Origin of the sequence: Cobetia sp. Ld8 (assembly GCF_045066615.1) — a bacterium.
In the GTDB taxonomy this organism is placed as follows: domain Bacteria; phylum Pseudomonadota; class Gammaproteobacteria; order Pseudomonadales; family Halomonadaceae; genus Cobetia; species Cobetia amphilecti.
Genome location: NZ_JBISHF010000007.1, coordinates 767,083 through 793,194 on the forward strand (window position 1 = coordinate 767,083; position 26,112 = coordinate 793,194).

Sequence of the window (26,112 nt, forward strand, 5' to 3'; positions counted from 1 at the left end):
CATGGGAAAGCCCCGGGCTTGCGCAGAATAGATGACATCAGCCCATGTCGTTGCCTGTCCTTGGTGTGGTTCTGACAGGTTTGAGCAAGCTCACGCGCGCATCGGCATTGGTGGTAAAGCGCGCCTCAAAGGCCTGCTGCGGCATCGGGCGCCCGAACAGAAAGCCTTGGAAGGCACGAACCCGCATGGCCTTGAAGATCTCGGCTTGACCACGCTCCTCGACCCCCTCAACAACGACGTGCATGCCGAGTGATTGCGCCATAGCGACGATGACCCGCGCCAACTCCCTGTCTCGGCGGCTGGTCTCGACATTCATGACAAAGGAGCGATCGATCTTCAAGATGCCAAAAGGCAGATCATGCAGATAGGAAAGGCATGAGAAGCCTGTCCCGAAATCATCCAGCGAGAGGTTGACACCCAATTTACGTATGGCCTTCAGTTGATGACGCAGGCTGTCTTTACTGTCGAGCATCAGGTTCTCGGTGACCTCGATCACCAGTTGCGACGGATGAATCGGGTAGCGTTCGAGCAGTGATTCGAGCTGATGCAGCATGCCTTGATCTCTGAACTGGATGACGGAGGCATTGACGGACAGGTAGCGCTCTTCGATGCCGAGTTTGCGCCATTCACACAGTATGATGGCAGCCTCTTCCAATACCCAGTTACCGATATCGACGATCTGGCCGGTCTTCTCGGCTGCCGAGATGAACTCATTGGGTGGCACCAGGCCAAGCTCAGGATGTTCAAGGCGAATCAGTGCCTCCGCGCCCAGCAGTTCCGGAGCCTCCAGATCCGGACTGTCTGCACGGAAGATGGGTTGTAGATGAAGGCGGAACCAGCCCATGGTCAAGGCTTCGCGAATCATGCGCTCCTTCAGAAACAAGGGCTCACCATCTTCCAGCGCACTATCGCGGACACAGGTACGGTATTGATTGCCCCCTTTATGCTTGATATCCACCACGGTGAGCTCAAGCAGACGCATCAGGCGACTGGGACTCTCATCGTGTGCTTGGGCCTCCAGGCCTGCCATGCTCAGGCTGAGATTGATAGGTTCACCAGCCTTGAGCAGCGGGTTGGAGAAAGCGATTTGAATTCGGTGCACAAGAGCGCTTAACTCATTGATATCGCAGGTCATGACGAATTCATCACCACCGGTACGCCCAATCCAGGTGGGGTTGCACTCCTTGAGCCGTGTACCAGCTTCCTTCAACAGCAGGTCGCCATCCATCGGCCCCAGATGGTGATTGATGCTATGGAATCGATCGATATTGACCAGAAGCAAGCCAAAGACAGCATCGCGTGCGATCAGTTGCTGCAGGTGTTGATTGAGTGACAAGCGGTTGGGCAGCTGGGTCAAGGGGTCAGTCAGCTCATGCTCCAACAGTCGCTGCTGGGTCAGGGTCAGTTCGGTGATGTCCGTCAGCAGCATCATGGTACCCCGAGTCTGGTCACCCTTGGCGGAAGGGATGACCACTTGAACCTGACGATCTTCCTGGTGCTGACATTTCAAGGTCATTACCAGATCATCGCAGGCATTACCCAGTCGCAAGGCCGTACTGATGCGATGGATGTGATTGCCATTCTGGCTGCTGATAAGCGCATGGCAGGGCGTGCCGACAAGGTGTTCACGTGCCCAGCCGGTCACCTCCAGCATCAGCTGACTGGCATCCTGCACGACTCCCTTGCCATCAACTACCAGAAGCAAGGCGGGGGTGTCACGATAGAAGTGCTGATAGCGCTCCTCATTGTCACGCAGCGCTTCCATCATGTTGAAGATGCGCTCCCCCAGCTTGTTCAACTGCACGATGACCCTGTTGATCTCGCGTGAGCGGGCAAAAGGGATTCTCTGGTAACTGGCTTGCTGGCCCTCAAGCTGGCGCATGCGACTCACTGCCGTGTTCAAGGGATCCATCACGTAGCGCTTCAACTGCCAGGAAATCATCAATAGCACCGACAGGATGATGGACAGGGCAATTGCGAGCAGGATGGCACCACCCTGGTAGCGAGCGGAAAGTAACGGCGCATTGGTGCTTTCCAGCTCCAGCCTGCCAACGGCTTGCTTGACCAGCGAATTCTGATAGACAAGATGCTCCGAATGAGTGACAGGGCTCAATGCTGTTCCGCTCTTGGCAATCTCTTCGACAAGTTCTCCTTCATGATTGAAGTAGCGTACCGCATGGACGCTATCGTGATGGCTGAGAGATTCGAGGTAGGCATGGACCCTCTCGTCGTCGAAGTTCCAGATGGCATCCGGCATGGACAGTGCCACGATTTTCATCATCTCTTGATGGTCATCGTGCATGTGCTTTGTGGCCTCACTGGAATAAAAGGAATAACTCACGACTCCACTGATGGCACAGATGGTGAAAACAAGAGGGGCAAGTATCCGCAGTATGCGCCATCTGAGTGGTGCCGAATTTTCCTCACCCTTGTCAGTCATCGCTTGGGGAGTCTTGATGAGTGTCGAGTCATCATTCATGAGACTGCACCTCTTTGATGGTGGCTGCCAGAGGTGTGCGGCTTACAGCGTCAGAAGGGGAGGTCTGGCGTGGCGATACTGGCAGGAAAGGCGCGGCGCTGTCTGGCAGTGTCGACACTATGTCTACCAGCTGCCCCATTGGTTTCAATGCAAGTACTTCCAGCGGGATCTCATCGAGATAAGAGCCGGGGTCAGCACTCGTGGCAAGCCCCATGGTGTAGTAGCGAGTTCCGATATCTTCAGGTGTGATCACCTCTTGCTGAACAGCTGCCAGCAATACCAGTGACCAGGCAGCGGCCAAGGCATCGCCACCCGCACTGACCTCCATTTCACCCGAACGAAGACGACCAACCCCTTCACGTGTCCAGCCCATGCCAGCAACAAGCACATCGTCGCCTGGGCGTAAGCCATTGAGTTTCAAGGCGTCAATCGCCGCGATCGCCATCAGGTCACTGGCTGCCCAGATGACTCGCAATGGCACGCTGCCGTCCTGACGTTTCACATAGCGATCCACCACTCTGAACGCATCTTCATAGTTCCAATTGGCTTGAAATGTTCTGTCCATGGAGAGGTAGGGGGCTTTGCGCAGGGCATCCTGCATCCCGCGCAACCTCAGACGAGTCGCTTCATCGTGTTGTCCACCCACAAGAGCAATCCCCCTACCCTCAGCTTCGCCGTGCAATCTGTGATGACGATCGATGAGTGCCTGCATGGTGTCATGTCCGCCTTGTTGATGATCAGGCGAGACACTGCCTAACCAGTGGGCATGGCGGCCAAGAGGGTTGCCCTCAGCCTTGTGCTGCTCAGGAGACAGGTTGTTCAGTACTACCATTACCGGCACCCCAGTGGCGTCACTGGTGGCCAGCAGCGGAATGGCAAGGCCATGATTATTGGTGATGATCAGCAAGTCAGGGGGATCCTGGCGTGTCATCACCTGCGTGCCCAAGCGAATGAATTCATCGGTATTGCGCTTGGCACTGACGACTTCCAATGTCATCCCCAGTGAGGCAGCGGTGGTGGAGGCTGACTTGATCATCTGTGCCCAGAAGGTTTCCGTGGCATGGCCAGGGTTCAGGAAGACGACTTGCTTGATGGACCTGATGGTCTCGGTCTCGGCCTGAACCATCATGGGCGTGAATACCAGAGCGGCAACGATGCCTGTCCTGACTCGCTCAAGGCAATGCTCCATGGAGAGCAGGCGTGTCAGTCTCATGATGACTCCGCGATTCAGGTATCGTGCCGAGTGCCAGTAGCGATGAAAGCCGTCCTGCGGCCTGTCCTTGATCGTCCTCATTGGGGGGGGGGCATGAGTTCGCTGGAACGTGCAATCTTCTTCAAGGCGGAGGGGGCATGAGGACTCAACCTGGAGGCTTGATCCTGGTGGGTAATCATCTGAGTCAATACTGTGATTGGATCAAACACATAGACATCACGTGAATCCTGCAATCCGAAGGCGGCGAAATCTGCGGTTTGCCAATCAGGATTTGCCAGAAGAGGGCCGTAAAGTTCCACATTGTCATGCGTGATGGCGCTCATCGGGAAGTTGACGGATCTGGGGGCCCATTCCTCGATATCGGCATGATCTCGCGCCATTACCATCGCCCACGCCCCCGCCATGAAATGCCCACCGTCCGTCAACAGCATACGGCGGTTTGACACCATGCTGATGCCTTCCGGCGACCAGTTGAGCCCCGCCACCAGTACATCCACGCCTGGCGTGAGGCCCGCAGACTCAAGCGCAAGAATGGCACCCTCGGCCATGGCATCGTTCGCCGCCCAGACCAGGTCATTGCCCAAGCTTGAGCGACTGGCCCACTTGAGATATTGCCCAGTAAGACGTTTGGCATCCCGGGTATTCCAGCGCGCCTCGAGAATGCGGTCTATCTGGACGGCCTTGTCCTGGGCAAAGCCGGCTACCATCCCGGCATTTCGTGCAATCGAGGCCGGAGTTCGGGTATCGCCGATCAAGGCAAGTCCATGCAATTGACCAGTGGGCGAGCCTTCTCGCGCCACCTTGATCAGCTGGGTCGCCATGCGTTTGCCCGCGGTATGATTGTCCGGGATGACGCTACCGATCCAGGAGGGGTGGATAGTCCCCGGGGAGCCATGTGTCAGCGCCTGCTCACGGGTCAGCCCGTTCAGCAGCATCACGACATGGGTGTCGTGATTATCCGCAATCGTCAACAATTCGGAGGCAGCCTGCTCTTCATTGACCAGCACGAGATAATCAGGTGAAGCAGGGCTCTCCAATGCCTGAATCGCGAGCTTCTTGAGCAGATAGGGGTTGCGCTCGGCGTAGACGACTTCCAGTGTGATATTCAGATCAAGGGCAGCCGCCTGCATGGTGTCGGTCACCATGTCCCAGAAGCGTTCGCCACGGAGTCCGGGATTCACGAAGGTGGCGGTAAGCGTTTGTCTTGAGACTGCCGCCTGCGTGCCACGGTTCATCAATCGGCCAGCAGTGTCAGCTGAGGGCTGAATGTCGAGGGGAGTCAGGGGTGCGTCAGTCGTTGCGACATTGACAATGGAAAGGTTGAGAGCCGGCAGGGCGGAGGTGGAGGAGGCATTGGTCAGCCCGCTGATCGCCAGGCAGCAACACAGCGCAAAGAGTCTTTGCGTACCGTATTGTGGCTGTCTTGCCCTGACGGTTGAAACTGACATGGCACTCTCCCTATTACATGATCTTACAATGCAATCAGGATACGCTAATGAGAACACCATGATCTGTCTTCAGCAAGGCAGCCGTTCACCAAACTTCAACGATTGAGCGGCACATATCATCGTGTTCGCGATATATGCCATGGTCTGCAGAAATAGAGACATTAGAAGCCACTGGGAGACGCAACAGGGGAGCACAAGAGCCCCTGAAAGGAAAAGAGTCCGAAGTAGCCAAGCACTCTCAAAGACGCAAGGTCTGCCACGACCTACGCTGCCAGATAAGCCCGAAGACGAGCGAGTTGAGCAGGCGATAGGCGAGCTGTATCGCCCAGATGGCGACGAGGCCACCTTCCTGATGGACGCCCCACCACCAGGCTGCGGGCAGAAAGATCAGCCACTGCAGGCTCAAGGTGGCAAGCATCACGGTGCGATGGGCGCCGGCGCCCAGCAGTGCCTGGGCCAGCACGATGGCGGTGCAGTCGAGCACGATCATGGCGGCTGTCATCTGCAGCGGCAGCAGCCCTAGCTCGATCAATGGCGGGCGATGCAGGAACAGCCCGAGCACGCTCTGGGGCGCGGCCCACAGCGGCAAGCCCAGCAACAGCAGACACGGCAGTGCCACGCGCACGGTGTCCCACCCCCAGCGATGGGCCTCTTCATGCTCGCCGCTGCCCAGGGCCTGGCCCACCAGACTCATGGCGGCAAGCCCGAGCCCGACTCCGGGCAATATCAGCAGCAGGGAGAGATTCACCAGCACATGGCCGACCGCGACACTGGCCGCATCGATCTGACCGAGTATCCAGAACAGCATCGCGTAGCCCGCCGCGAACCATAGCTGTTGAAAGGAGTGGGGCACCGCCAGCTTGAGCAGCGTCAGGTAATGCGTCATCGGTGGCCAGGCGTGCAGGACACCGTGCAGACTGCGCTCGCCCAGCGTCGCCTTGATCCACAGCGCCAATGCGACCAGCAGGGACAGTGTCGTACCGGCCCCGGCGCCATCGGCGCCCATCTGCGGGGCGCCGAACAGACCGTGGATCAGAATGATGCTGAGCACGACATTGACCGACTGGGTGATCAACATGATGCGCAGATAGATGCCGGTGCGCTGCAGGCCATTCCAGAAGCCTCGGAAGCAGAACGCCATGGCGACCGGTATCAGCCCCAGCACGCGCCATTGGAAATACGAGGCGGCGGTTTCATGCACGCCGGGCTGGTCATTGATCAGCGACAGCAGCGGCTCAGCCCAGTGATGGCAGGCGAGGGTGACGGGGATGCCGATCGACAACGCGAGCACCAGACCGGCATTCAGGCCTTCACCACAACGCTCCGGCGCTTCCTCGCCCAGGCGTCGCGAGGTCTGGGCCTGGACGGCGGAAGACAGCCCGAAGATCAGCGCCGTGACCATGAACATGGCATAGCCACCGATCCCCACACCGGCCAGCGCCGTCTCGCCCAGACTGCCGACCAGTGCCGCGTCGATCAGGTTGAGCAGACTCTGCGACAGCATCGCCCCGATGATCGGCAGCGCCAGCTTCAGAATTCGTGTGTTGCGCGCAAGATCCCCCAGCATCAGACGCTCCCACGCGGGGAGTCGGAAAGGTGAGAAGAGCAGGAAGAGTCAAATGCCTCGAAGGCGGCTGACAAGCGGGAAACCAGGGAACTGGGCTGCGATAAACGGAACAGCGAGAAACCGAGCAGTGATAGACAGGACAGGGACAAACAGGAGAGCGATAAACAAAGCAGTGACAACGGCAGCACGGGCGACTCACGACAGCAGACAAGGAAGAGCGCCATGATAGCGCGCTCGGCAAACTGAAGACATCGCCTCTCAGACGACAGCGCGCCCCACCTCCTGAGAGGTGAGGCGCGTGGAGCTGTCATTGGCTGCATCAACCGGCGGGGCGGCTGATGGAGGGGATCAATCGGCGTCGGGATCGTAGCTCAGCACCGGCGACAGCCAGCGTTCCATCTCGGAAAGCTCCATTGCCTTGCGGCTCGCCAGGGACTGCACCTGATCGCGTGTGATCTTGCCGGTGGAGAAGTACTTCGACTCCGGGTGCGCGAAGTACCAGCCAGACACGGCGGCCGCCGGCCACATGGCAAAGCTCTCGGTCAGCACCATGCCGGCATGCGTCTCCGGTTCGAGCATGCGGAACAGCGTGGCCTTCTCGGTGTGGTCCGGACAGGCCGGATAGCCGGGTGCGGGGCGAATGCCGCGATACTTCTCGGCGATCAATGCCTCGTTGTCGAGCACTTCCTGGCTATCGTAGCCCCAGAACTCCTTGCGCACGCGCTCGTGCAGGCGCTCGGCGAAGGCTTCGGCGAGACGGTCCGCCAGCGCCTTGACCATGATGGCGTTGTAATCATCGCCAGCCGCCTCGTAGTCCCCGGCCAGTTCATCCGCGCCATGTCCGGTGGTCACGGCGAAGCCACCGATCCAGTCCGGCTTGCCACTGTCACGCGGGGCGATGAAGTCGGCGAGACTGTGACAGACGCCATCACGATTCTTGGTCATCTGCTGACGGATGTGATGCAGGCGCTCGACGACCTGGGTGCGTGACTCATCGGCGTAGACTTCCAGGGTGTCGTCGTCGACACAGTTGGCCGGCCAGAAGCCGATCACGCCACGTGCCAACAGCACCTTGTCATCGATCAGCTTGCGCAGCATCACCCTGGCATCGGCAAACAGCGAACGCGCCGCTTCCCCGACCGTCTCATCCTGCAGAATCTTCGGGTACTTGCCCGCCAGCTGCCAGCTCATGAAGAAGGGCGTCCAGTCGATGCGCTCGACCAGTTCATTCAGATCGTAGTCATCGAAGACCTTGAGGCCGGTGAAGCTGGGGGCCGGCGGGGTGTAATGCTCCCAGTCCGGCTGGAAACGGCGCTTGCGCGCCTCGCGGTAGTCGAGGTCCGCGGCCTTGGGGCGGCGCTTGGCATTGCGTTCGCGCACCACGGCGTACTCGGTGCGAATCTGATCGACATAGGCTGCCTTGAGTTCCGGCGACAGCAGGCGCGAGGCCACGCCCACCGCGCGCGAGGCGTCGGTGACATAGATGACCGGCTGATCATACTGCGGTTCGATCTTGACTGCGGTGTGTGCCTTGGACGTGGTCGCACCACCGATCAGCAGCGGCAATTCAAATCCACGGCGCTGCATCTCCCTGGCGACATTGACCATCTCGTCCAGCGACGGCGTGATCAGCCCGGAAAGCCCGATGATATCGGCCTTCTCGTCGATGGCGGTCTGCAGGATCTTCTCCGCCGGCACCATCACTCCCAGGTCGATCACCTCATAGTTGTTGCACTGAAGCACCACGCCGACGATGTTCTTGCCGATGTCGTGGACATCGCCCTTGACGGTTGCCATGACGATCTTGCCCTTGGCCTGGGTCTCGCCGCTCTTCTCGGCCTCGATGAAGGGGATCAGGTGGGCGACCGCCTGCTTCATGACGCGCGCCGACTTCACCACCTGGGGCAGGAACATCTTGCCCGCGCCGAACAGGTCGCCGACCACATTCATGCCGTCCATCAACGGCCCTTCGATGACCTCGATGGGTCGGGCTGCCTGCAGGCGCGCCTCTTCGGTATCTTCCTCGATATGGACGGTGATGCCCTTGACCAGCGCGTGCTCGATACGCTTGTTGACCGACCAGCTGCGCCATTCGAGGTCCTCCTTCTTCTCACCGCTGCTGCCATCGCCCTTGTACTTGTCGGCGATGTCGAGCAAGCGCTCGGTGCTGTCATCGCGGCGGTTGAGCACCACGTCCTCGACGGCGTCGCGCAGCTCCCCGGGCAGGTCATCGTAGAGCGCCAGCTGGCCGGCGTTGACGATGCCCATGCTCAAGCCCGCCTGGATGGCGTGATAGAGGAATACCGAGTGGATTGCCTCGCGGACCGGATTGTTGCCACGGAACGAGAAGGACACGTTGGAGACACCACCCGAAATCATCGCGTGGGGCAGGTTGTCATGAATCCAGCGCGTGGCCTCGATGAAATCGACCCCGTAGTTGTTATGCTCCTCGATGCCGGTGGCGATGGCGAAGATGTTGGGGTCAAAGATGATGTCCTCGGCCGGGAAGCCGATGTCATCGACCAGCATCCGGTAGGCGCGCTCGCAGATCTCGATCTTGCGCTGATAGGTATCGGCCTGGCCGACATCATCGAAGGCCATGACCACCACGGCGGCGCCGTGACGGCGACAGATCTGCGCCTGCTGCCGGAAGCTTTCCTCGCCTTCCTTGAGCGAGATGGAATTGACCACCGCCTTGCCCTGGATGCACTTGAGCCCCGCCTCGATGATGTCCCACTTCGAGGAGTCGACCATGATCGGCACGCGCGAGATGTCCGGCTCCGAGGCGATCAGGTTCAGGAAGCGCACCATGGCCTCCTGTGACTCCAGCATGCCCTCATCCATGTTGACGTCGATGACCTGGGCGCCGTTCTCGACCTGCTCGAGGGCCACTTCCAGCGCGGTGGTGTAGTCCTCTTCCTTGATCAGGCGACGAAAGCGCGCGGAGCCGGTGACATTGGTGCGCTCACCGACATTGACGAACAGCGAGTCCGGCTGGATGTTGAAGGGCTCAAGCCCCGACAGGCGGCAGGCCGGCGCGATCTCCGGCACCTTGCGCGGCGGGTACTGGGCCACCACGCGCTTGACCGCCTGGATGTGCTCTGGGGTGGAGCCACAGCAGCCGCCGATGATGTTGAGCAGGCCCGCCGCGGCGAAGGAGCCGATGATCTCGGCCATCTCGTCCGGGGTCTGGTCGTACTCGCCGAATTCGTTGGGCAGGCCGGCGTTGGGGTGCGCGGAGACGAAGGTATCGGCCTTCTCGGACAGCTCACGCAGATAGGGGCGTAGCTCCTCGGCGCCCAGCGCGCAGTTGAGGCCGATGCTCAGCGGACGTGCGTGACGCACCGAGTTCCAGAAGGCTTCAGTGGTCTGGCCGGACAGCGTACGTCCCGAGGCATCGGTGATGGTGCCGGAAATCATCACCGGCAGGCGCGGATGGCCTTCGTCGAACAGCTCCTCGAGGGCGTAGATCGCCGCCTTGGCATTCAAGGTGTCGAAGATGGTCTCGATCAGGATCAGGTCCGCGCCGCCCTCGAAGAGCGCCAATGCGGCCTCGCGGTAGTTGTCGCGCAGGATATCGAAGGTGACGTTGCGCTTGGCGGGGTCATTCACGTCCGGCGAGATGGAGCAGGTGCGGCTGGTCGGGCCAAGCACCCCGGCGACGAAGCGCGGGATGCCGGTCTCGGCGGCCACGGCGTCCGCCGTCTTGCGCGCCAGGCGTGCCGATTCGAGATTGATCTCGTGGACCAGTGCCTGCATGCCGTAATCGGACTGCGACAGCTGAGTGGCATTGAAGGTGTTGGTCTCGACGATATCAGCGCCGGCCTCGAAGTAGGCGCGGTGGATCGCCTCGACGATGTCCGGCCGGGTCAGCGCCAGCAGGTCGTTGTTGCCCTTGATGTCGCTGGGCCAGTCGGCGAAGCGCTCACCGCGGAAGTCTTCTTCCTCCAGCCCGTAGCTCTGCAACATGGTGCCCATGCCGCCATCGAGGATCAGGATGCGCTCCTGCAGCGCCTGGCTCAGCGCGTCGGGCAGGGGCAGAGAATAGGGTACAGGGGATAGGGCTTGCGCCATGACGGACTCCAGCGTGCGTGACCTGTCGCGTTGTCTCCCGAGCGTGTAACTCTCTTTACCAGGCCAGTACTTTGCCAACCCAGTACTTTGCCAAGCCAGTACCTTCTGAGCCCAGCACCTTGCCGAGAAAGTCACACGCCACAGGCGCGAACTCATTGCTATTGAGAGGCGCTGGCGAGGGATCTGCTCACGAAATCCCCGCCTAGCCAGTTTGGGATATCGTATCAGACTGCAGAATCGTCACGATGAGCATGATTCATGCGCAACATGAGTCAGCCAGGAGTGCCCGCAAGGGAGTGGCTGCGCGCAGGACACCAAACCCGAGTGATTTGCTCAGGATTGCGAGTGCAGCAGGTTTTCCTTAACATGGAGCCATTAGTCACCTGACATCAAGAGAGTCTCTGCGCCATGAGTGAGAGCATCCAGATTACCGATAGCGCCCAGGAGTATCTTGCCGAGCTGCTCGAGAAGCAGAACGTCGAAGGCATTGGCGTGCGCATCTTCATCACCCAGCCGGGCACCCCGTATGCCGAGACCTGTCTCGCCTACTGCCGCCCGGGCGAAGAAGAGCCGACGGATGAGATCCTGGATCTGCCGAAGCTGAAGGTCTATCTCGACACGCACAGCGTGCCGTTCCTGGAAGAAGCGACCGTCGACTTCAATGCCGATCGCATGGGGGGGCAGCTGACCATCAAGGCGCCGAACGCCAAGATGCCCAAGGTCAACGCCGACAGCCCGCTGGAAGACCGCATCAACTATCTGCTCTACAGCGAGATCAACCCGGGCCTGGCGGCTCACGGTGGCGAGATCAAGCTGGTGCAGCTGACCGAAGAGCAGGTCGCGGTGCTGCAGTTCGGTGGCGGTTGCCAGGGCTGCTCCGCCGTCGATCTGACACTGAAGGATGGTGTCGAGAAGACGCTGATGGAGCGTATCCCGGAGCTGACCGGTGTGCGTGACGTCACCGATCACACCGACACGACCAACGCCTACTACAGCTGATGTCGGGTCTGGCTTCGGGCCCGAGGTCAGGGTCGAAGCCAAGCACAGGCCAGAAACGCAATCTCCCATCGATTTTCGGTGGGAGATTTTTTTATGGGCACGACGTCAGCCTTCAACCGGCTGAGGTGATCTGGCGCGAGCCTGAGACATCCAGGCCAAGGCATTGGGCGTATGAAGGGAGGCTCGGTGAAGTTGCTGAGTAAAGCATTAGAGTTATCTGGTATCGTGGCAGTAGCTTTTTCATGCTGGTGGCAGCCCCACGGCTGCCCGGCGTGACGCGGTTTTCGTCGAACGTTTCCTCCCATCGTCAAGAGATAGCCTTCATGAGTCTGGCCAACCTGCGTTTTCGCACCATCAACATCATCATTTGTGTGCTCTCTGCCTTGGCGGGCCTCGTGTTGCTGGTCGTGTTGGCATTCATTACCCGCAACGTGTCGGACCTGCAGCACGACTGGCAGGAATATCAACAGGCGCGCTCCGACAAACCGCGCCTGGAAGGCCAGCTGACCAAGGCTCTGGGCTATGGCGGCATGGTGCATGACTTCAAGAATCTCGTGCTGCGTCAGGACCTCGAGCTGATCGGCGAGGTGCAGAACGAGATCGGTGCCGCTCGCAGCGCTCTGAGCCGTTACCAGAACCTTGGACTGACCCAGGGGGAGGAAAACGCGGTGGCGGGCCTGCGTGCCACCATCAGCCGCTATGAGCTGATGGTGCCCAGAATACGCACGATGATCGAGCAGGGGCGCTCGAGTGCCGATATCGACAAGCTGGTTCAGATCGATGATTTCCAGGCCGTCTCGGGGCTGGATACCCTGCGGCGTATCTCCATTGCGGAGCTGCGTGACAATGACAATCCGCTCGAGAACGGCATGGGCAAGGCTCGCCTGGTGGCCAACCTGCGCCGTGATCTCGGCTACGGCGAGATGATCCATCACTTCAAGAATTACGTGCTGCGCAGTGATGCCATCTACGGTCAGCAGGCGGCGCAGGACATCGAATCGCTGCGCGCCACCCTGGCGGCTTATCGTGCGCTGGGCATGAACACCGCCGAGCAACGTGCCATCCGCGATATCGCCGATGTCATCCAGTCCTACGGTGACCGCTTGAACAAGGTCAATCAGCTGCATGACGAGCAGGCAGACCTTTCACCGCGTGAGATCGATCAGCTGGTCAAGGTCAATGATGCGCCGGCGCTTGACGCACTGGCGGTGCTGGATCATGAAAGCCGCATGCGGATCGGGGCCACCTCTGCCGCGGTCGGCAAGACGCTCAAGCTGCTGGCCACGGTGGCCCCGGTGGTCAATGGCCTGGCACTGGCGATGATCGTGGTGCTGATCGGCATCTCGATGTGGCTGTTCGGGCGTTATGTGCTGGTACCGATCCGTCGTCTGACCCAGACCATGAATACCCTGGCCAATGACGATGTCAGTGTGGTGATCGACAGCACCCAGCACACCAATGAAGTGGGCCAGATGGCGCGGGCGCTGCAGAAGTTCAAGTACAACATCATCGAGAGCAACAACTACAAGAAGCGCATCACGCAACTGGCGATGCATGACTCCCTGACGGGGCTGCCCAATCGACAGCATTTCTATGAGCGGGTCGAGCATTGGCTCGAAAGCGTCAGTGACGAAGGCGGGCAGCTGGCGTGTCTGATGCTGGACATCGACAAGTTCAAGCCCATCAATGACACCCATGGCCATGCCGCCGGGGATGTGGCGCTCAAGGTGATCGCGGAGCGACTCAATCAGGTGGTGCGCAAGGGCGATTTCGTCGCGCGTCTGGGAGGCGATGAGTTCGTGGTGCTGGTCCACAATGCCGACATCCAGGCGAATCTGGGTCGCCACGGGGAACTCGCCCAGCTGGCCCAACGCATCATCGACAGTCTGGGCAAGCCATTCCTGTATGAAGAGCACAAGCTGGAAGTGGGCTGCAGCATCGGGATTGCCATCGCCCCTCAGCATGGCAGCGATCGTGAACAGCTATCACACAATGCGGACATGGCGCTCTACGCCGCCAAGCATGAGGGACGCAATTGCGCGGTGCAGTTCAGCCGCCATGATGAGCTGGGCCAGATTGTCGCGACCGCCAGCAAGAAGCGTGAGGGGCAGAAACAGCAGTGACGGATGCCCTGGGGTTCAAGCCCTGGGTCTCAAGCACTAGAGCAGAAGCCGCCTCAGCGGCAATGGAAAGGCAGCGGCAGTGGCAACGCAAGCAAGGCCAGATGCCGCATGATCAAGCAATCAAACGGCGCCCCTCGGGGCGCCGTCTTGCGTCTGGTGGGGACAAATCATCAGCGGCGGTGGGCAAGGGCGAGAGTTGCCCGGTACTGGTACTGGCCACGGCTTGCACGCTCACCGATACGGGGCTTGGGATAATTCTACGTTATCCATACGCTTCACGAGAATAATTTATGGTTTGCGACATCCATAACGGTTTGTTATGGTTTATAGCGAATTCGCCAACTGCGAAATATTTTATGAAAACCATGACAATGACTTCCACGATTCAGGGCTTGGCCCACCACACCCACGATGCCGTGATCAACCGCGCCAGCGCGCCGTTGTTCATCCGTCAGCCGACTACCGATGATGGTTGGGGCATCTACGAGCTGGTCAAGGCCTGCCCGCCGCTGGACCTCAATTCAGGTTATTCGTACGTTTTGCTGGCCACGCAATTCCGTGACAGCTGCGCCATCGCGACAGATGAGGAAGGTGAGGTCGTCGGCTTCGTTTCCGGTTACACCCGCAACGACGCCCCGCAGACCTTCTTCCTGTGGCAGATCGCCGTCGGTGAGAAGGCGCGTGGTACTGGCCTTGCACGTCGCTTGATCGAAGCCGTGATGAAGCGTCCTGAAATGGCGCACGTGCGTCATCTGGAGACGACCATCACGCCGGACAACGAGGCGTCCTGGGCATTGTTCACTCGCCTCGCCGAGCGCTGGCAGGTGCCGCTGCACTCGCGTGAATACTTCTCTTCAGACCAGCTGGGTGGCGTGCACCTTGCCGAAAACCTGGTGCGCATCGGCCCGTTTCTGCCGAGCGATATCTGAGTGCTCGACGCGCTCAAGGCTCTTGTGCCGCCAGAGCCCATGTGCAGCACGGGCGAATAGCAAGCCGCAAGAAGTCCCGGACGGGACGCCGTCATGATTCTTGTGTCGGTCGTCGAGAAGAATCACGTCCCGTCCGGCAGATGTTCACGACAGGAAGGTTGTGACATCTCCTGCTGACCCCATGTGTGAGTGAGGTAGGGTCAGTCTCATTCGTTGGATCGTCTTTACATTCTGGTATGGCCATTTCAGTACGCGGCCATCCATCACCAGGGAGGTGACAGCATGAATACGCAGATTCTCGAACAGATGGAATCCGAGGTACGCACTTATTCGCGTTCTTTCCCGACCGTTTTCACCAAGGCGCAGAATGCCCACCTGTTCACCGAGGATGGCAAGCGCTACATCGATTTCCTCGCCGGTGCCGGTGTGCTCAACTACGGGCATAACCATCCGGTACTCAAGAAGGCACTGGTCGATTACATCAGCAATGATGGCATCATCCACGGCCTGGATATGTGGACTTCCGCCAAGCGCGATTTCCTCGAAGCGCTGGAGGAAGTGATCCTCAAGCCGCGTGGTCTGGACTACAAGGTCCACTTCCCGGGGCCAACCGGCACCAACGCGGTCGAAGCTGCCATTCGTCTGGCGCGCAAGGTCTCCGGCCGCCACAACATCGTGTCGTTCACCAACGGCTTCCATGGTGTGACCATGGGGGCGCTGGCCACCACCGGTAACGCCAAGTTTCGTGATGCGGCGGGTCTGCCGGCGCAGGGTGCGCAATTCGTGCCCTACGATGGCTACATGGGTGAGGGCATCGACACCGTTGCCTACCTCGACAAGCTGCTCAAGGATTCCTCCAGCGGTCTGGATCGCCCGGCAGCAGTGCTGGTCGAGACCGTGCAGGGTGAGGGTGGTATCAACCCGGCCTCCATCGAATGGCTCCAGCGTCTGGATGCCTTGTGCAAGGAGCACAAGATCCTGCTGATCGTCGATGATATCCAGGCGGGTTGTGGCCGTACCGGCAAATTCTTCAGCTTCGAGCACGCCAACATCGTGCCGGACATTGTCTGCAACTCGAAGTCGCTGTCTGCCTCCGGTGTGCCGTTCGCGATGGTGATGATGCGTCCCGAGCTGGACCAGTGGAAGCCGAGCCAGTACAACGGCACCTTCCGTGGCCACGCCCTGGCCTTCGTGACTGGCGCCGCTGCGCTGCGCCACTTCTGGAGTGATGACAAGTTTGAGCGCGATATCCAGCGCAAGGGCCGTATCGTCGAAGACCGCTTCCAGAAGATTGCCGCCAAGGCCCGCGAGAACGGCTTCGAAGCGCACGAGAAGGGCCGTGGCCTGATGCGCGGTATCGATGTCCGTGACGGTGATCTGGCCGATGCCATCACCTCACGCTGCTTCGAACAGGGCTTGATCATCGAGACCAGTGGTCACTCCGGTCAGGTCGTCAAGTGCCTGTGCCCGCTGACCATCCGCGACGAAGACCTGCTGGAAGCCCTCGATATCATCGAGGAAAACGCTGCCGCAGTGCTGTCCAAGTAACGCTGTCTTCCCGCGGGGCGCCCGGTCATCGGTGTCCCGCGGGTCGTTGGTGAGCCTCTGGCTTGCCATCCCCACCGATTGCCCATCCAGGTCACCCCTTCGTTACGGTAATCGCCATCTTGTCAGCTGTCGATGTCAGGCAGCCTAGTGAGGAAAACACATGATCGTTCGCAATCTCGAAGAAGCCCGCAGCACCGATCGTCTGGTCAAGGCGGAGAATGGCAACTGGGATAGTACGCGCCTGCTGCTCGATGAAGATGGTGGCAAATGTTCGTTCCACATCACTCGCATCTTTGAAGGCACCGAGACCCACATCCATTACAAGCATCACTATGAAGTGGTGTATTGCATGGAAGGTGAGGGTGAGGTCGAAACACTGGCTGATGGCAAGATCTGGCCGATCAAGCCGGGCGACATCTATATCCTCAACGAGCACGATGATCACCTGCTGCGTGCCACCAAGACCATGCACCTGGCCTGTGTGTTCACCCCGGGCCTGACCGGCAAGGAAGTCCATCGTGAAGATGGCTCCTATGCACCTGCCGAAGCCTGAGACCCTGTCTCCTCGTGAGTAAGGCGCGAAGCGTCTGACCTCAAAGGGACAAGCGTCATCCAGAAAGCCCCGTAGCCTTGCTGCGGGGCTTTCTGCGTCGTGGTGGTGAGAAACCGCAGTGTGAGGTTGCCGCGCAGTATTGCTCGCAGGATTTTAAACGCTCAATTATCGTTAGTGGTGCGCAGCTTGCCGGCTCTGCCAGTCAACAGTCGAGACGAGTATGCTCAAGTACGAACATGCGGTTATATCTCCTGGAAATTCCAACGAGGCAGTAGGCCATGGCAGATTCCACCCCAAAGACGACCCTCGCGCCAGGTGGGCGCCCCGGCTTCAGGCCGGCGGCGCCTCATCCGCGTGAAGAAGAGCGTCTCAATAGCCTGCATTCTCTGCATGTATTGGATAGTGATCATGAAAAGCGCTATGACGATCTGACACGGCTGGTCGCTGACATCTTTGACATGCCTATCTGTCTTGTATCGCTGGTGGATGAAGACCGTCAGTGGTTCAAGGCCCATTGTGGGTTGGATGCAAGGCAGACGGGCAGGGATCTCGCCTTCTGCGCCCACGCACTGCATGAAGAGCGCTTTCTGGTCATCAATGATGCGCGCCAGGATGAGCGCTTCTTTGATAACGCCTTGGTGACGGGGCCACCGCATGTCTGCTTCTACGCGGGTGCCGTGCTGCGTGATAGCAGCGGCCTGCCGCTGGGGACTCTGTGCCTGATCGATCACAAGCCCCGTGAGATGGATGCGGCTCAGCTGGAGCGTCTGGAGCGTTGTGCGGTATTGGTCGAGAACGAACTCATCCAGCGTGATGCGCTGTTGGCAGAGCGCGCACGTGCCACCCTGCAAGCCAATATCGACCCGATCACCGGCTACAGTCTGCGTCGTCGCTACCTGCAGAGAATGACGGCCTGGCTGGAAGAGCGTGCCAGTCAGGGGGCGCTACAGGTCATCCTGGTCAAGCTGCAGAATGCCGAAAGACTGCGCAAGCAGCAGGGCGTCGACTTCTACGAGGGCGTGCTGCAATCACTGTCCCACCAGCTCAATGAAAACTTCGATGACGATGGCCTGCTCAAGGGGCGCGTCAGTCACGACACCTTGATGATCCTGTTGCCGCGTGATCAGGCATTGCACGGCATGCGCTGGCATCGCTTCGTGGAGCAACCCTGGCTGCTGCATCTCTCCGCCAACAACCGGCCTGATCTATTGATCGGGTCGGGTACCTTCGTAAGCGACAGCATGTCAGCGGCGGAACTGGTCGAGGTGGTGGAAGAAGAGCTTGCCTGCGCCAGTGAGTGGGCGCCGCAAGAGAAGGGCGTGCAGTTCGCGGATCTCACGGACAACCTCAACCTACGCCTCGAGATGAACAACCGCTTTGCCCAGGCGCTGCGCGACAATGAGCTGTGCATCCATCTGCAGCCCATTGTCACTGCTGGGAGTCAAAGCCTCAGCGGTCAGGAAGTGCTGTTGCGCTGGCAGGACAAGAACCGCTGGATCACCCCCCATCAGATGTTGCGCATCGCCAGGCACGCCGGACTGGATGAGGAGCTCGATATCTGGGTATTGCGCAGAAGCTGCGCCTTGCTGAGCCATTGGCTGGCGACCAGGCAGGGCAACGATAGCTTGTTGCCGCTGTCGCTGAATATCACGGCGTCGCGCCTGATCGAAACGGAGTACATCGATGCCCTGCGCCGTGTCCTGCGCCTCTATAGAATCAAGGGTGATTGCCTGCGCCTTGATGTCAGCGGTATCGAGAGTTTCGTCGCAACGCCTGAGTCATTGGTGCTGGCGATGAAATCGCTGGCCAATGACGGCATCAGCTTCTGTGTCGACCGTTTCGGCCCTGAGCATGACAGCCTGCGCCTGTTGAGCATGCTGCCCATCACCAGCGTGAAACTGCATCCGCGTTGGATCAGTCTGTTGCAGACGGATCCACGTCAGGCGCGCCTGCTGAAAGCCTGGACGGCGGCCTTGCATGCGTTGGAGATCTCCGCCGTGGCGGTTGGCATCGAACACTCACGCCAGCGCCAGACCATGATTGATCTGGGCTTTGACCAGTTGCAGGGATATGCCTTTGGAGAGCCCATGGCGCCAGAAGAGGATTACGGCAAGTGGTTGTCCAAGGTGGAGACATCGCTCGAGCAGCATGCGGGTGACTCCGCCGCCTCATGAGGGTTGGGCTGTCAGGCGCTGGAACCGACAAAGGCTGGCGCTATCGAGGGGTGAAGCCATCAGGCAAGGCTTGAAGCCATCAGGGGCTCACGTGGGTGCCGCGCACGAGTTGTCATTTCGGCTCAGCTGCCGGTGAGTCACAGGGGCAGCGCTGAAATGCCAGGGTGATACTGGCGGCTTCGAGGCCCAGTTTGCGCATCGAGGTCCGGTTCAGAATGCGGCCACCCGGTTGCAGATACATCCAGTCATCCATGCTGAACTCCCAGGTACTGTCGTCGATCGGTACCTGAAGCACGTAGTTCATGCGCAAGGCGTTACCGCGGGTCGTCGCTGTCGCTTCGCCCGTCACATCCGCCGCTCGACCAGTCCATTGGCGATCACCCGCCGGGGTAAAGGTCCAGCGGCGGTGTTGTGTCTCGCCATCGGCATAGACGAAGTCTTCCTCCAGAATCAGCTGGTTGCCTTGCATGCTGCCGATGACATCGACCACGAACCGCCGCGTCACCTCACCACGGTAATCCTGCACCATGCCCCAGCCACGTGTGTGGCCCAGGAAGTAGTCATCGATGCGCAGCTCAGGGCCGCTGCCCGCGTAATCCTCTATCTGAGGCCCGCTACAGGCTGACAATCCCGCTGCCATGATCAACACGGCTGTACGGACGCTGATGCGCCGAAGGCGTCGAATGCCGTTGTGCATGAATCCAGTGCTAGCTGACAGACAGGACGGGAAGGAGGGCATCGCTGACTCCGGTTCGCGCCGACCCGTGAGTCATCACGGCGCGCGGCAAGGTTGAGTGACAAGGTGTGCTGTGTGGGTCACATGTGGCCCGAATTATTCTACAACACTTGTGCATGAATGCTATCAAGGATAAGTTTGTTCGCGCTCTTGGGCAACGGGCTGTTTGGCACTTGGATCGTGAAACAGGCCATCGCTGATGCAAGCCGACAGGTTCAACTCGCTGGACTTGGCCCGAGGACGCGACCTGATTGACCTGACCTGATGGGCCAAGGCAACTGACTATACGGGTGCCCAGGATCACTGACGAAACCCGCATACCCTTTGGTTCGTATAATATATATTATGTTAAATACGATGGTTCGTGAGCGTGCTCAAGCTCGGTGCTTTGTTCATCCGGGCTGCGTACGTCAATGCTTGAGCGTCGATCTTCAGGCACCTGACTTCAGGCACCTGACCTCCTCCGCGCGAATGTCAGCTTCTGCATGCCTGCTTCTGAATCTCAGGTTCTGCTTGTCGATGAAGTCAGTTGATAAAGTCAGCCGATGGAGTCAGTCGACGTTCCCGCCTATCTTTTGCTGAGTGGCCTGCATTTGATCAGTTTGGCGACAGTCTGACTCGCTTCGTCGGCGGGCTCGCATCCGAGATCGTGTCGTTGCCATGTTGTGATCCCGCGCTGATGATGCAGTGACATCCTGAACAATGCGCAAACAGTGAGGTCTGGCTGTGCAAACTGCCGCGAAGGCTGCTCCTGTCCGGAGGCTGGATTCCATCAAGGTTTTCGTCACCGGAAGGCGACGCAAGCCAAGCTGGCGTTATATCTCCAGCCGGCTGACAGCGGCCCTGACCCACGCCTGGTGGGCCGTCGTGTGGTCTGTCCTCGACTGGCGACAGAAAGTGATCGCTACGTTGGTGAATCGCAGGAAATGGCTCGGCGTCAGGTGCTGAAACATGGACAGTCACCATTCGGGCTACGTATGATCGCCCCCAGTAACGCTTCGGTGCTAGAACGCCCAAGCTATACAAGGGAATACCCAGGCATCGTCGGATCAGTGTGCTGACTGACTGACGATGGACAAGAATTATGTCTGCCGTTCACACAGGTTGTAGAGCGGCAGCAAGGCTGAACAGGAACCTTCTCCCCTATGCTGATCCGCAAGCTGCTATTGCCTGTTACCTTGACCAGTGTCGTCGTCATGGCCGGCTGCGTCCCGGCACAACCGCAACCGCAGAAACCGGTATTGACGCCAGATGCCTTCTCGCAGCGCATCGATGCCCTGCAGGAGCAGCTGGCAGGCCAATGCAACGTCCAACAGCAGCAACTGGCCGACCAGCAGGCACTGAGCCGCTCTCTGCGTCGTGACGTGCGAGAAGTCGGCAGTCAGCTGCGTCAGATCCACGCTGAGATGGAACAGCCCGCACAGCCTCAGGCCGTGGAAGCCTGCAAGGCCGTGACCGACAACCCCATCCTCGACAAGGCCTTGCTTGGGCGTGTCGAGTGGGTCGGTTTCCCGACCATCAGCAGCTACTTCAAGGCACGCATCGATACCGGTGCCAATACCTCGTCGCTGTCGGCGCGTGATATCACCGAATTCGAGCGCGACGGCGCCAAGTGGGTCAAGTTCAAGCTCGCACTGCGGGATGATGGCAAGTATTTCGTGTCAGGCGATCGTGACAAGTGGGTCGAAGCCCAGGTCAGCCGCACGGTGACCATCATCCAGGCCTCCGGCCGCGAAGAGCGTCCCGTCGTCAGCCTGCTGATGACGCTGGGTGACATCAAGCAGAAGGTCGAGTTCACCCTCAATGATCGTCGTGATCTCACCTATCCGGTATTGCTGGGCCGTCGCTTCATGATGGACATCGCTGCGGTGGACGTCAGCCGTACCTTCATCAATGCACGTCCACAATACCCGGGCAGTGCCCCCAGTAACGAAGCGGCCAAGGACGAGGACCCGAACGAAGGCAACCGCGACTGAGTGGCAAGCGCCCTCCTGTCTCCTCTGCCCGGCTTCGCTGCCTGACATGGCTCGGTGCTCCACCGAGCCATCATGACTGCTCCAGACATTTCAAGGACTCCCATGTCGCGTTTTGCTTTCTATCTTCTGGTCGGCCTGTTGATGCTGATCGGTGTGGGCCTGACCGCCTATCGCCATATTTCGTTTGATGTGCCCTGGGTGCCCGGTGCACAGCAGAAAGTGTGGGATATCGAAGCCCAGGTGGCCTTCACGGCCACTGGCGGCCCGGTCAAGGCGTCGCTGGCGCTGCCGGAAAACCAGAAAGGCTACAGCGTTCTGACCGAGAACACGGCGTCCTCGGGCTTCGGGCTTTCCTATCTGGATGACCTGCCGGGCCGTCGTGCCGAATGGTCGATCCGTGAAGCGGCAGGCTCGCAGCTGCTGTATTACACCGTGACCATGCTGGAGTCCGACAACGCGACCCCTGCGGCCATCAAGCGTCTGCCGGCCCCTCAGGAAGTCTCCTGGGAGCGTCCCTACGATACCGCCGCGGCCCAGGTCATCGATCAGGCCCGTGAGCGCAGTGCCGATTCGTTCACCTTCGCACGCGAGTTGATCAAGCAGTTCGACAATCAGCGTCAGGGCGAGAATGCGCGCCTGCTGCTGACCCAGTTCGAGCGTCCCGAGCTCATGCTGCGCCTGCTCAATGAGGCCGGTGTCAGTGCGCGTCTGGTCAGCGGCCTGAGTCTGGAAGACGGTCGTCGTCGCCAGACTGTCTCGTCCTGGTTGCAGGTCTTCGCCGAAACGCCGCAAGGCAACGAGGCGGTGGATGTCGAGGCCGCCGATGCTGAAGACATCAACACCGACTGGGTGCTGATCAACCCGGAAACCGGCAAGCAAGGTGAGCCGGACAACCTGCTGCTGTGGGAAGGTCGTGGCGCGCCGATGCTGGAAGTCGAAGGCGGCGTGAATTCCCGTGTCAGCTTCTCGATGATCCGTCACAACGAGCCGGCGGCCGTCGCGGTGCGCAACAAGCTGGCCAATGACGAGCTGCTCAACTTCTCGATCCACTCCCTGCCGTTGGAAGAGCAGGCACTGTTCAAGACCATCCTGCTGATCCCGATCGGCGCGCTGGTCGTGGTGCTGCTGCGTGTTCTGATCGGTCTCAAGACCTCCGGTACCTTCATGCCGGTATTGATCGCCCTCGCCTTCATCCAGACAAGTCTGGTGACCGGCTTGATCGGCTTCCTGCTGATCGTCGCGACGGGCCTGGTGATCCGCAGTTACCTGTCGCGGCTCAATCTGCTGTTGGTGGCGAGGGTCTCGGTGGTCATCATCACGGTGATCGCGATCATCTCGATCTTCTCGGTACTCGCCTATCGCTTCGGTCTGAACGCCGGCCTGACCATCACCTTCTTCCCGATGATCATCCTGTCGTGGACCGTCGAGCGCATGTCGATCCTGTGGGAAGAGGAAGGTCCCAAGGAAGTGCTCAAGCAAGGTGGCGGCAGCCTTCTGACCGCCGTACTGGCCTATCTGGCGATGAACAATCCGTGGGTGCGTCACCTGACCTTCAACTTCCTCGGTCTGCAACTGGTGCTGATGGCCTTCATCCTGCTGCTCGGCAACTACACCGGCTATCGTCTGCTGGAATTGCGCCGCTTCAAGCCGCTGACGGAGGATTGAGATGCTCTCGTCATGGCTGAATCGCTGGTCGCGCAACTGGACCACGCCGGGCGCCTTGCGCGCCCGGGGGGTTGTCGGCATGAATCGCCGCAACATCGGGTATATCTCGAAATACAACGACCGCCGCCTCTATCCGCTGGTCGATGACAAGCTGCAGACCAAGCTGTTGTGTCAGAAGTACGGCCTGGCCTCGCCGGAGATGATCGGCAAGGTCGCCAGCCAGTTCGAGGTCGAGCGCGTCGTCGACATGGTGCGCGATCACGCGGGCTTCGTGATAAAGCCGGCCAAGGGCTCAGGCGGCAAGGGGATCCTCGTCATCGAGCACCACGATGGCGAAGAGTATGTGAAGCCCAGCGGCGCGCGCATCACGCGTGCCGACATGGAGCGTCACGTCTCCAACATCCTGTCAGGGCTCTATTCGCTGGGCGGCTCGCCGGATGTGGCGCTGGTCGAAGGCTTGATTTCCTTCGATCAGGCCTTCGCCGAGTTCACCTATGAGGGTGTGCCGGACATTCGCGTCATCGTCTTCAAGGGCTATCCCGTGATGGCGATGATGCGCCTGTCGACGGCGGCCTCGGATGGCAAGGCCAACCTGCACCAGGGCGCGGTCGGTGTCGGGCTGGATATCGGCAGTGGCTGGGCGGTGCGCGGCGTGCAGTACGATCGTCCGCAGTTCGCGCACCCCGATACCGGGCACGATATCTTCTCGCTCAAGGTGCCGCAGTGGGACACCCTGCTCGAGCTGGCTGCCGGCTGCTACGAGATGACGGGACTGGGGTATCTGGGCACCGACATGGTGCTGGATCGTCGCCATGGCCCGATGCTGCTGGAGCTCAACGCCCGTCCGGGTCTCGCCATCCAGATGGCCAATGGCGAGGGCCTGCGCAAGCGGCTCGAGCTGATCGAGCGTCAGCCCGACGGCGTGCCGGTCGCCGAGCGTGTCGCCTTTGCGCGCAAGCATTTCTCGCGCAGCAAGGAAGATGTCGCCAATGTCGGCATGGCGCCCATCGCGGACTGATGCCGGACCCGAATGTTTGCTGACCAATGCCTTGGTTGATCGACTGCTCCAGCGTCTGGAAAGACAGAAACACCCCGCCTTGGCGGGGTGTTTCTGTTTGGTAAGTCGCAAGCGAAGTCTCGGCTCAGCCGGGGTCCATGCTCAGCATCAGGCGACTGCCATTGGGCACCACCGGTGAGCGATGGATCAGCCCCCGCCCTTCGTTGCCCGGCCAGCACTCGCCCTTGAGCAATGCCAGGCTGCCCGGGCGCAGCTCATGTATCTCGCCGGGGGCCAGGCAGGTGTCCTGATGGCCGGGTTGGCCGTGGCCCAGCGCCAGTCTGTCGGCGGCATGTTCCGGCAGCCACTGGGTGCCCGGGCCGTCGTAGGTCGTCACCAATCTGACCGGGATGCGATCGACATGAAAGCGCGGGCACATGGCGCTCTGGGTCATCTCCAGTCGCATGCCGATATCCTTGACCTCGAAGAGCTCGCCCATGGCCTCACCCAGCACGCAGATGTCCTCTATCAGCGCAGCCCCGGCATCCGGTGCCGGGAGGTAGCGCTCCAGCGCCTCACGCAGGTCACTGATCGGGCCGCGCCAGCGCATGCGCAACGGGTAGGCACCCGAAGATTGAGCCTTCACCGCCATCTTCAATGCCGCATCGATACGGCGTTGCATCACGGCCAGACTGATGTCGGGGTCGAAGATGGCTCCCAGGTCATGTGCCTCGTGACCGATATGCCAATGGGTTGCGGGCCTTGGCGCCGCCGCGAGGGTCGAAGGTGGCGAACTGGCTGCCAGGCGAGTCTCGGGTCGTGTGTGAAGGGGTGGGTGCAGCGCCTCGAACTGGGCCATGAATTCCTCCTGTCAGGGATGGTCGCGGGTCTATCACCGCGACCAGAAAGCGATAATTGTTATGTTATATCATATTGATCGCTTGTCCACGCTTTCATGTCGGCTCCGCGCCTTGCGTTGCCTTTGAGTGACTCACGCAGCCCTGATGCCTTTGCCGGTGGCCCGTCATGGCCCATTTGCCCTAGAATAAGCATCTGGTCATTCAGGCTGCGCGCTGACGCACTTGCCCTCATCGCGCTTGACGCCTTTTGACATCCGGGATTCACGACACTCAGGATTCTTCATGCCAGAGCCACTTTCGCTGATCGACCAGGCCGAACGTCAATGTCTGGCGCGCGGTGTGCGATTTACGCCGATTCGGCGACGTGTACTGGAAATGATCGCGACCAGTCATGGCGCACTCAAGGCGTATGACCTGCTGGATCAGCTCGCCAAGGAACATGGCGCTGCCCGCCCTCCCACGATCTATCGTGCACTGGACTTCCTGCTCGAACAGGGCCTCGTCCATCGCATCGAATCACTCAATGCCTACCTTGCCTGCCACTGCCCGGAACATCAGCACGGCTTTCAGCTGTTGATCTGCCGCGGCTGCGGTCGTGTCGAGGAAATGCATGATGACGATCTCGGTACTCGGCTAGTCGCCAGCGCCGATCGCCATGGTTTCTCGATCGAACGCCAGACCATCGAACTCGAGGGGCGTTGCCAGGATTGCACCTCTCAAGCAGCTGCCATGGCAGAAAACGCTCAGTGAACGGCGCTTGCGAGCGCTTTT

The 26,112-nt window shown here is 59.9% G+C and carries 17 protein-coding genes; 10 read left to right on the forward strand and 7 right to left on the reverse strand.

Annotation, left to right across the window (positions count from 1 at the left end; all coding sequences use genetic code 11):
• Nucleotides 1-37: 37 nt before the first annotated feature.
• The 5 genes from ACJJV2_RS08100 to metH all read right to left on the reverse strand — a co-directional run bounded on the left by ACJJV2_RS08100 (nucleotide 38) and on the right by metH (nucleotide 10,781).
• A complete protein-coding gene (locus ACJJV2_RS08100) occupies nucleotides 38-2,479 on the reverse strand; it encodes a putative bifunctional diguanylate cyclase/phosphodiesterase (RefSeq protein ID WP_405279832.1) in 2,442 nt (813 codons plus the stop codon).
• The gene (locus ACJJV2_RS08105; protein WP_405279835.1) at nucleotides 2,472-3,692 is read right to left on the reverse strand and encodes an ABC transporter substrate-binding protein; all 1,221 of its coding nucleotides are present in this window, start codon (nucleotides 3,690-3,692) and stop codon (nucleotides 2,472-2,474) included. The genes ACJJV2_RS08100 and ACJJV2_RS08105 overlap by 8 nt, the downstream gene beginning before the upstream one ends.
• Before the next feature lie 77 nt (nucleotides 3,693-3,769).
• Complete coding sequence (locus tag ACJJV2_RS08110; RefSeq protein WP_405279837.1) at nucleotides 3,770-5,140, reverse strand: ABC transporter substrate-binding protein; 1,371 nt, start codon at nucleotides 5,138-5,140, stop codon at nucleotides 3,770-3,772.
• Between the two features lie 238 nt (nucleotides 5,141-5,378).
• Entirely contained in the window at nucleotides 5,379-6,707 is a 1,329-nt protein-coding gene (locus ACJJV2_RS08115; RefSeq protein ID WP_405279839.1) for an MATE family efflux transporter, read from the reverse strand.
• 348 nt (nucleotides 6,708-7,055) lie between these two features.
• Entirely contained in the window at nucleotides 7,056-10,781 is a 3,726-nt protein-coding gene (gene metH, locus ACJJV2_RS08120) for a methionine synthase (protein ID WP_405279842.1), read from the reverse strand.
• 408 nt (nucleotides 10,782-11,189) lie between these two features.
• Here metH and nfuA point away from each other — a divergent pair, with 408 nt between their 5' ends.
• From nfuA to ACJJV2_RS08150, 6 genes are all read left to right on the forward strand, one after another.
• Nucleotides 11,190-11,780: a Fe-S biogenesis protein NfuA gene (nfuA, locus tag ACJJV2_RS08125; RefSeq protein ID WP_054556652.1), complete on the forward strand. Its 591-nt coding sequence runs from the start codon at nucleotides 11,190-11,192 to the stop codon at nucleotides 11,778-11,780.
• A gap of 323 nt (nucleotides 11,781-12,103) precedes the next feature.
• On the forward strand, nucleotides 12,104-13,903 hold the full coding sequence (locus tag ACJJV2_RS08130; RefSeq protein WP_405279846.1) for a diguanylate cyclase domain-containing protein: 1,800 nt from the start codon (nucleotides 12,104-12,106) through the stop codon (nucleotides 13,901-13,903).
• 371 nt (nucleotides 13,904-14,274) lie between these two features.
• Nucleotides 14,275-14,832 carry a diaminobutyrate acetyltransferase gene (gene ectA, locus ACJJV2_RS08135; protein WP_084589501.1) on the forward strand — a complete coding sequence of 186 codons (558 nt, stop codon included), beginning with the start codon at nucleotides 14,275-14,277 and terminating at the stop codon, nucleotides 14,830-14,832.
• Nucleotides 14,833-15,114: 282 nt separating this feature from the next.
• Nucleotides 15,115-16,380: a diaminobutyrate--2-oxoglutarate transaminase gene (gene ectB, locus ACJJV2_RS08140; RefSeq protein ID WP_192838801.1), complete on the forward strand. Its 1,266-nt coding sequence runs from the start codon at nucleotides 15,115-15,117 to the stop codon at nucleotides 16,378-16,380.
• Nucleotides 16,381-16,540: 160 nt separating this feature from the next.
• Nucleotides 16,541-16,933: an ectoine synthase gene (locus ACJJV2_RS08145; RefSeq protein WP_043334232.1), complete on the forward strand. Its 393-nt coding sequence runs from the start codon at nucleotides 16,541-16,543 to the stop codon at nucleotides 16,931-16,933.
• 278 nt (nucleotides 16,934-17,211) lie between these two features.
• A complete protein-coding gene (locus ACJJV2_RS08150) occupies nucleotides 17,212-19,107 on the forward strand; it encodes an EAL domain-containing protein (RefSeq protein ID WP_405279851.1) in 1,896 nt (631 codons plus the stop codon).
• A 112-nt stretch (nucleotides 19,108-19,219) separates the two neighbouring features.
• Here ACJJV2_RS08150 and ACJJV2_RS08155 read toward each other — a convergent pair whose 3' ends face one another.
• On the reverse strand, nucleotides 19,220-19,846 hold the full coding sequence (locus ACJJV2_RS08155) for a DUF3833 domain-containing protein (RefSeq protein ID WP_405279854.1): 627 nt from the start codon (nucleotides 19,844-19,846) through the stop codon (nucleotides 19,220-19,222).
• Between the two features lie 1,142 nt (nucleotides 19,847-20,988).
• On the opposite strand from ACJJV2_RS08155, the gene ACJJV2_RS08160 reads away from it, so the two are divergent.
• The 3 genes from ACJJV2_RS08160 (at nucleotide 20,989) to ACJJV2_RS08170 (ending at nucleotide 24,502) form a co-directional block, all read left to right on the forward strand.
• Nucleotides 20,989-21,819 carry an ATP-dependent zinc protease gene (locus ACJJV2_RS08160; RefSeq protein WP_405279856.1) on the forward strand — a complete coding sequence of 277 codons (831 nt, stop codon included), beginning with the start codon at nucleotides 20,989-20,991 and terminating at the stop codon, nucleotides 21,817-21,819.
• A 102-nt stretch (nucleotides 21,820-21,921) separates the two neighbouring features.
• Nucleotides 21,922-23,484 carry an inactive transglutaminase family protein gene (locus ACJJV2_RS08165; RefSeq protein WP_405279859.1) on the forward strand — a complete coding sequence of 521 codons (1,563 nt, stop codon included), beginning with the start codon at nucleotides 21,922-21,924 and terminating at the stop codon, nucleotides 23,482-23,484.
• A gap of 1 nt (nucleotide 23,485) precedes the next feature.
• Nucleotides 23,486-24,502, forward strand: a complete 1,017-nt coding sequence (locus tag ACJJV2_RS08170; protein ID WP_043334235.1) for an alpha-L-glutamate ligase-like protein — start codon at nucleotides 23,486-23,488, stop codon at nucleotides 24,500-24,502.
• Nucleotides 24,503-24,626: 124 nt separating this feature from the next.
• On the opposite strand, the gene ACJJV2_RS08175 is transcribed toward ACJJV2_RS08170, so the two are convergent.
• Nucleotides 24,627-25,340 (reverse strand): DUF1826 domain-containing protein, encoded by a 714-nt coding sequence (locus tag ACJJV2_RS08175; RefSeq protein ID WP_405279862.1) that lies wholly within the window; start codon nucleotides 25,338-25,340, stop codon nucleotides 24,627-24,629.
• Nucleotides 25,341-25,623: 283 nt separating this feature from the next.
• On the opposite strand from ACJJV2_RS08175, the gene ACJJV2_RS08180 reads away from it, so the two are divergent.
• Entirely contained in the window at nucleotides 25,624-26,091 is a 468-nt protein-coding gene (locus tag ACJJV2_RS08180) for a Fur family transcriptional regulator (protein WP_043334236.1), read from the forward strand.
• Nucleotides 26,092-26,112 lie beyond the last annotated feature (21 nt).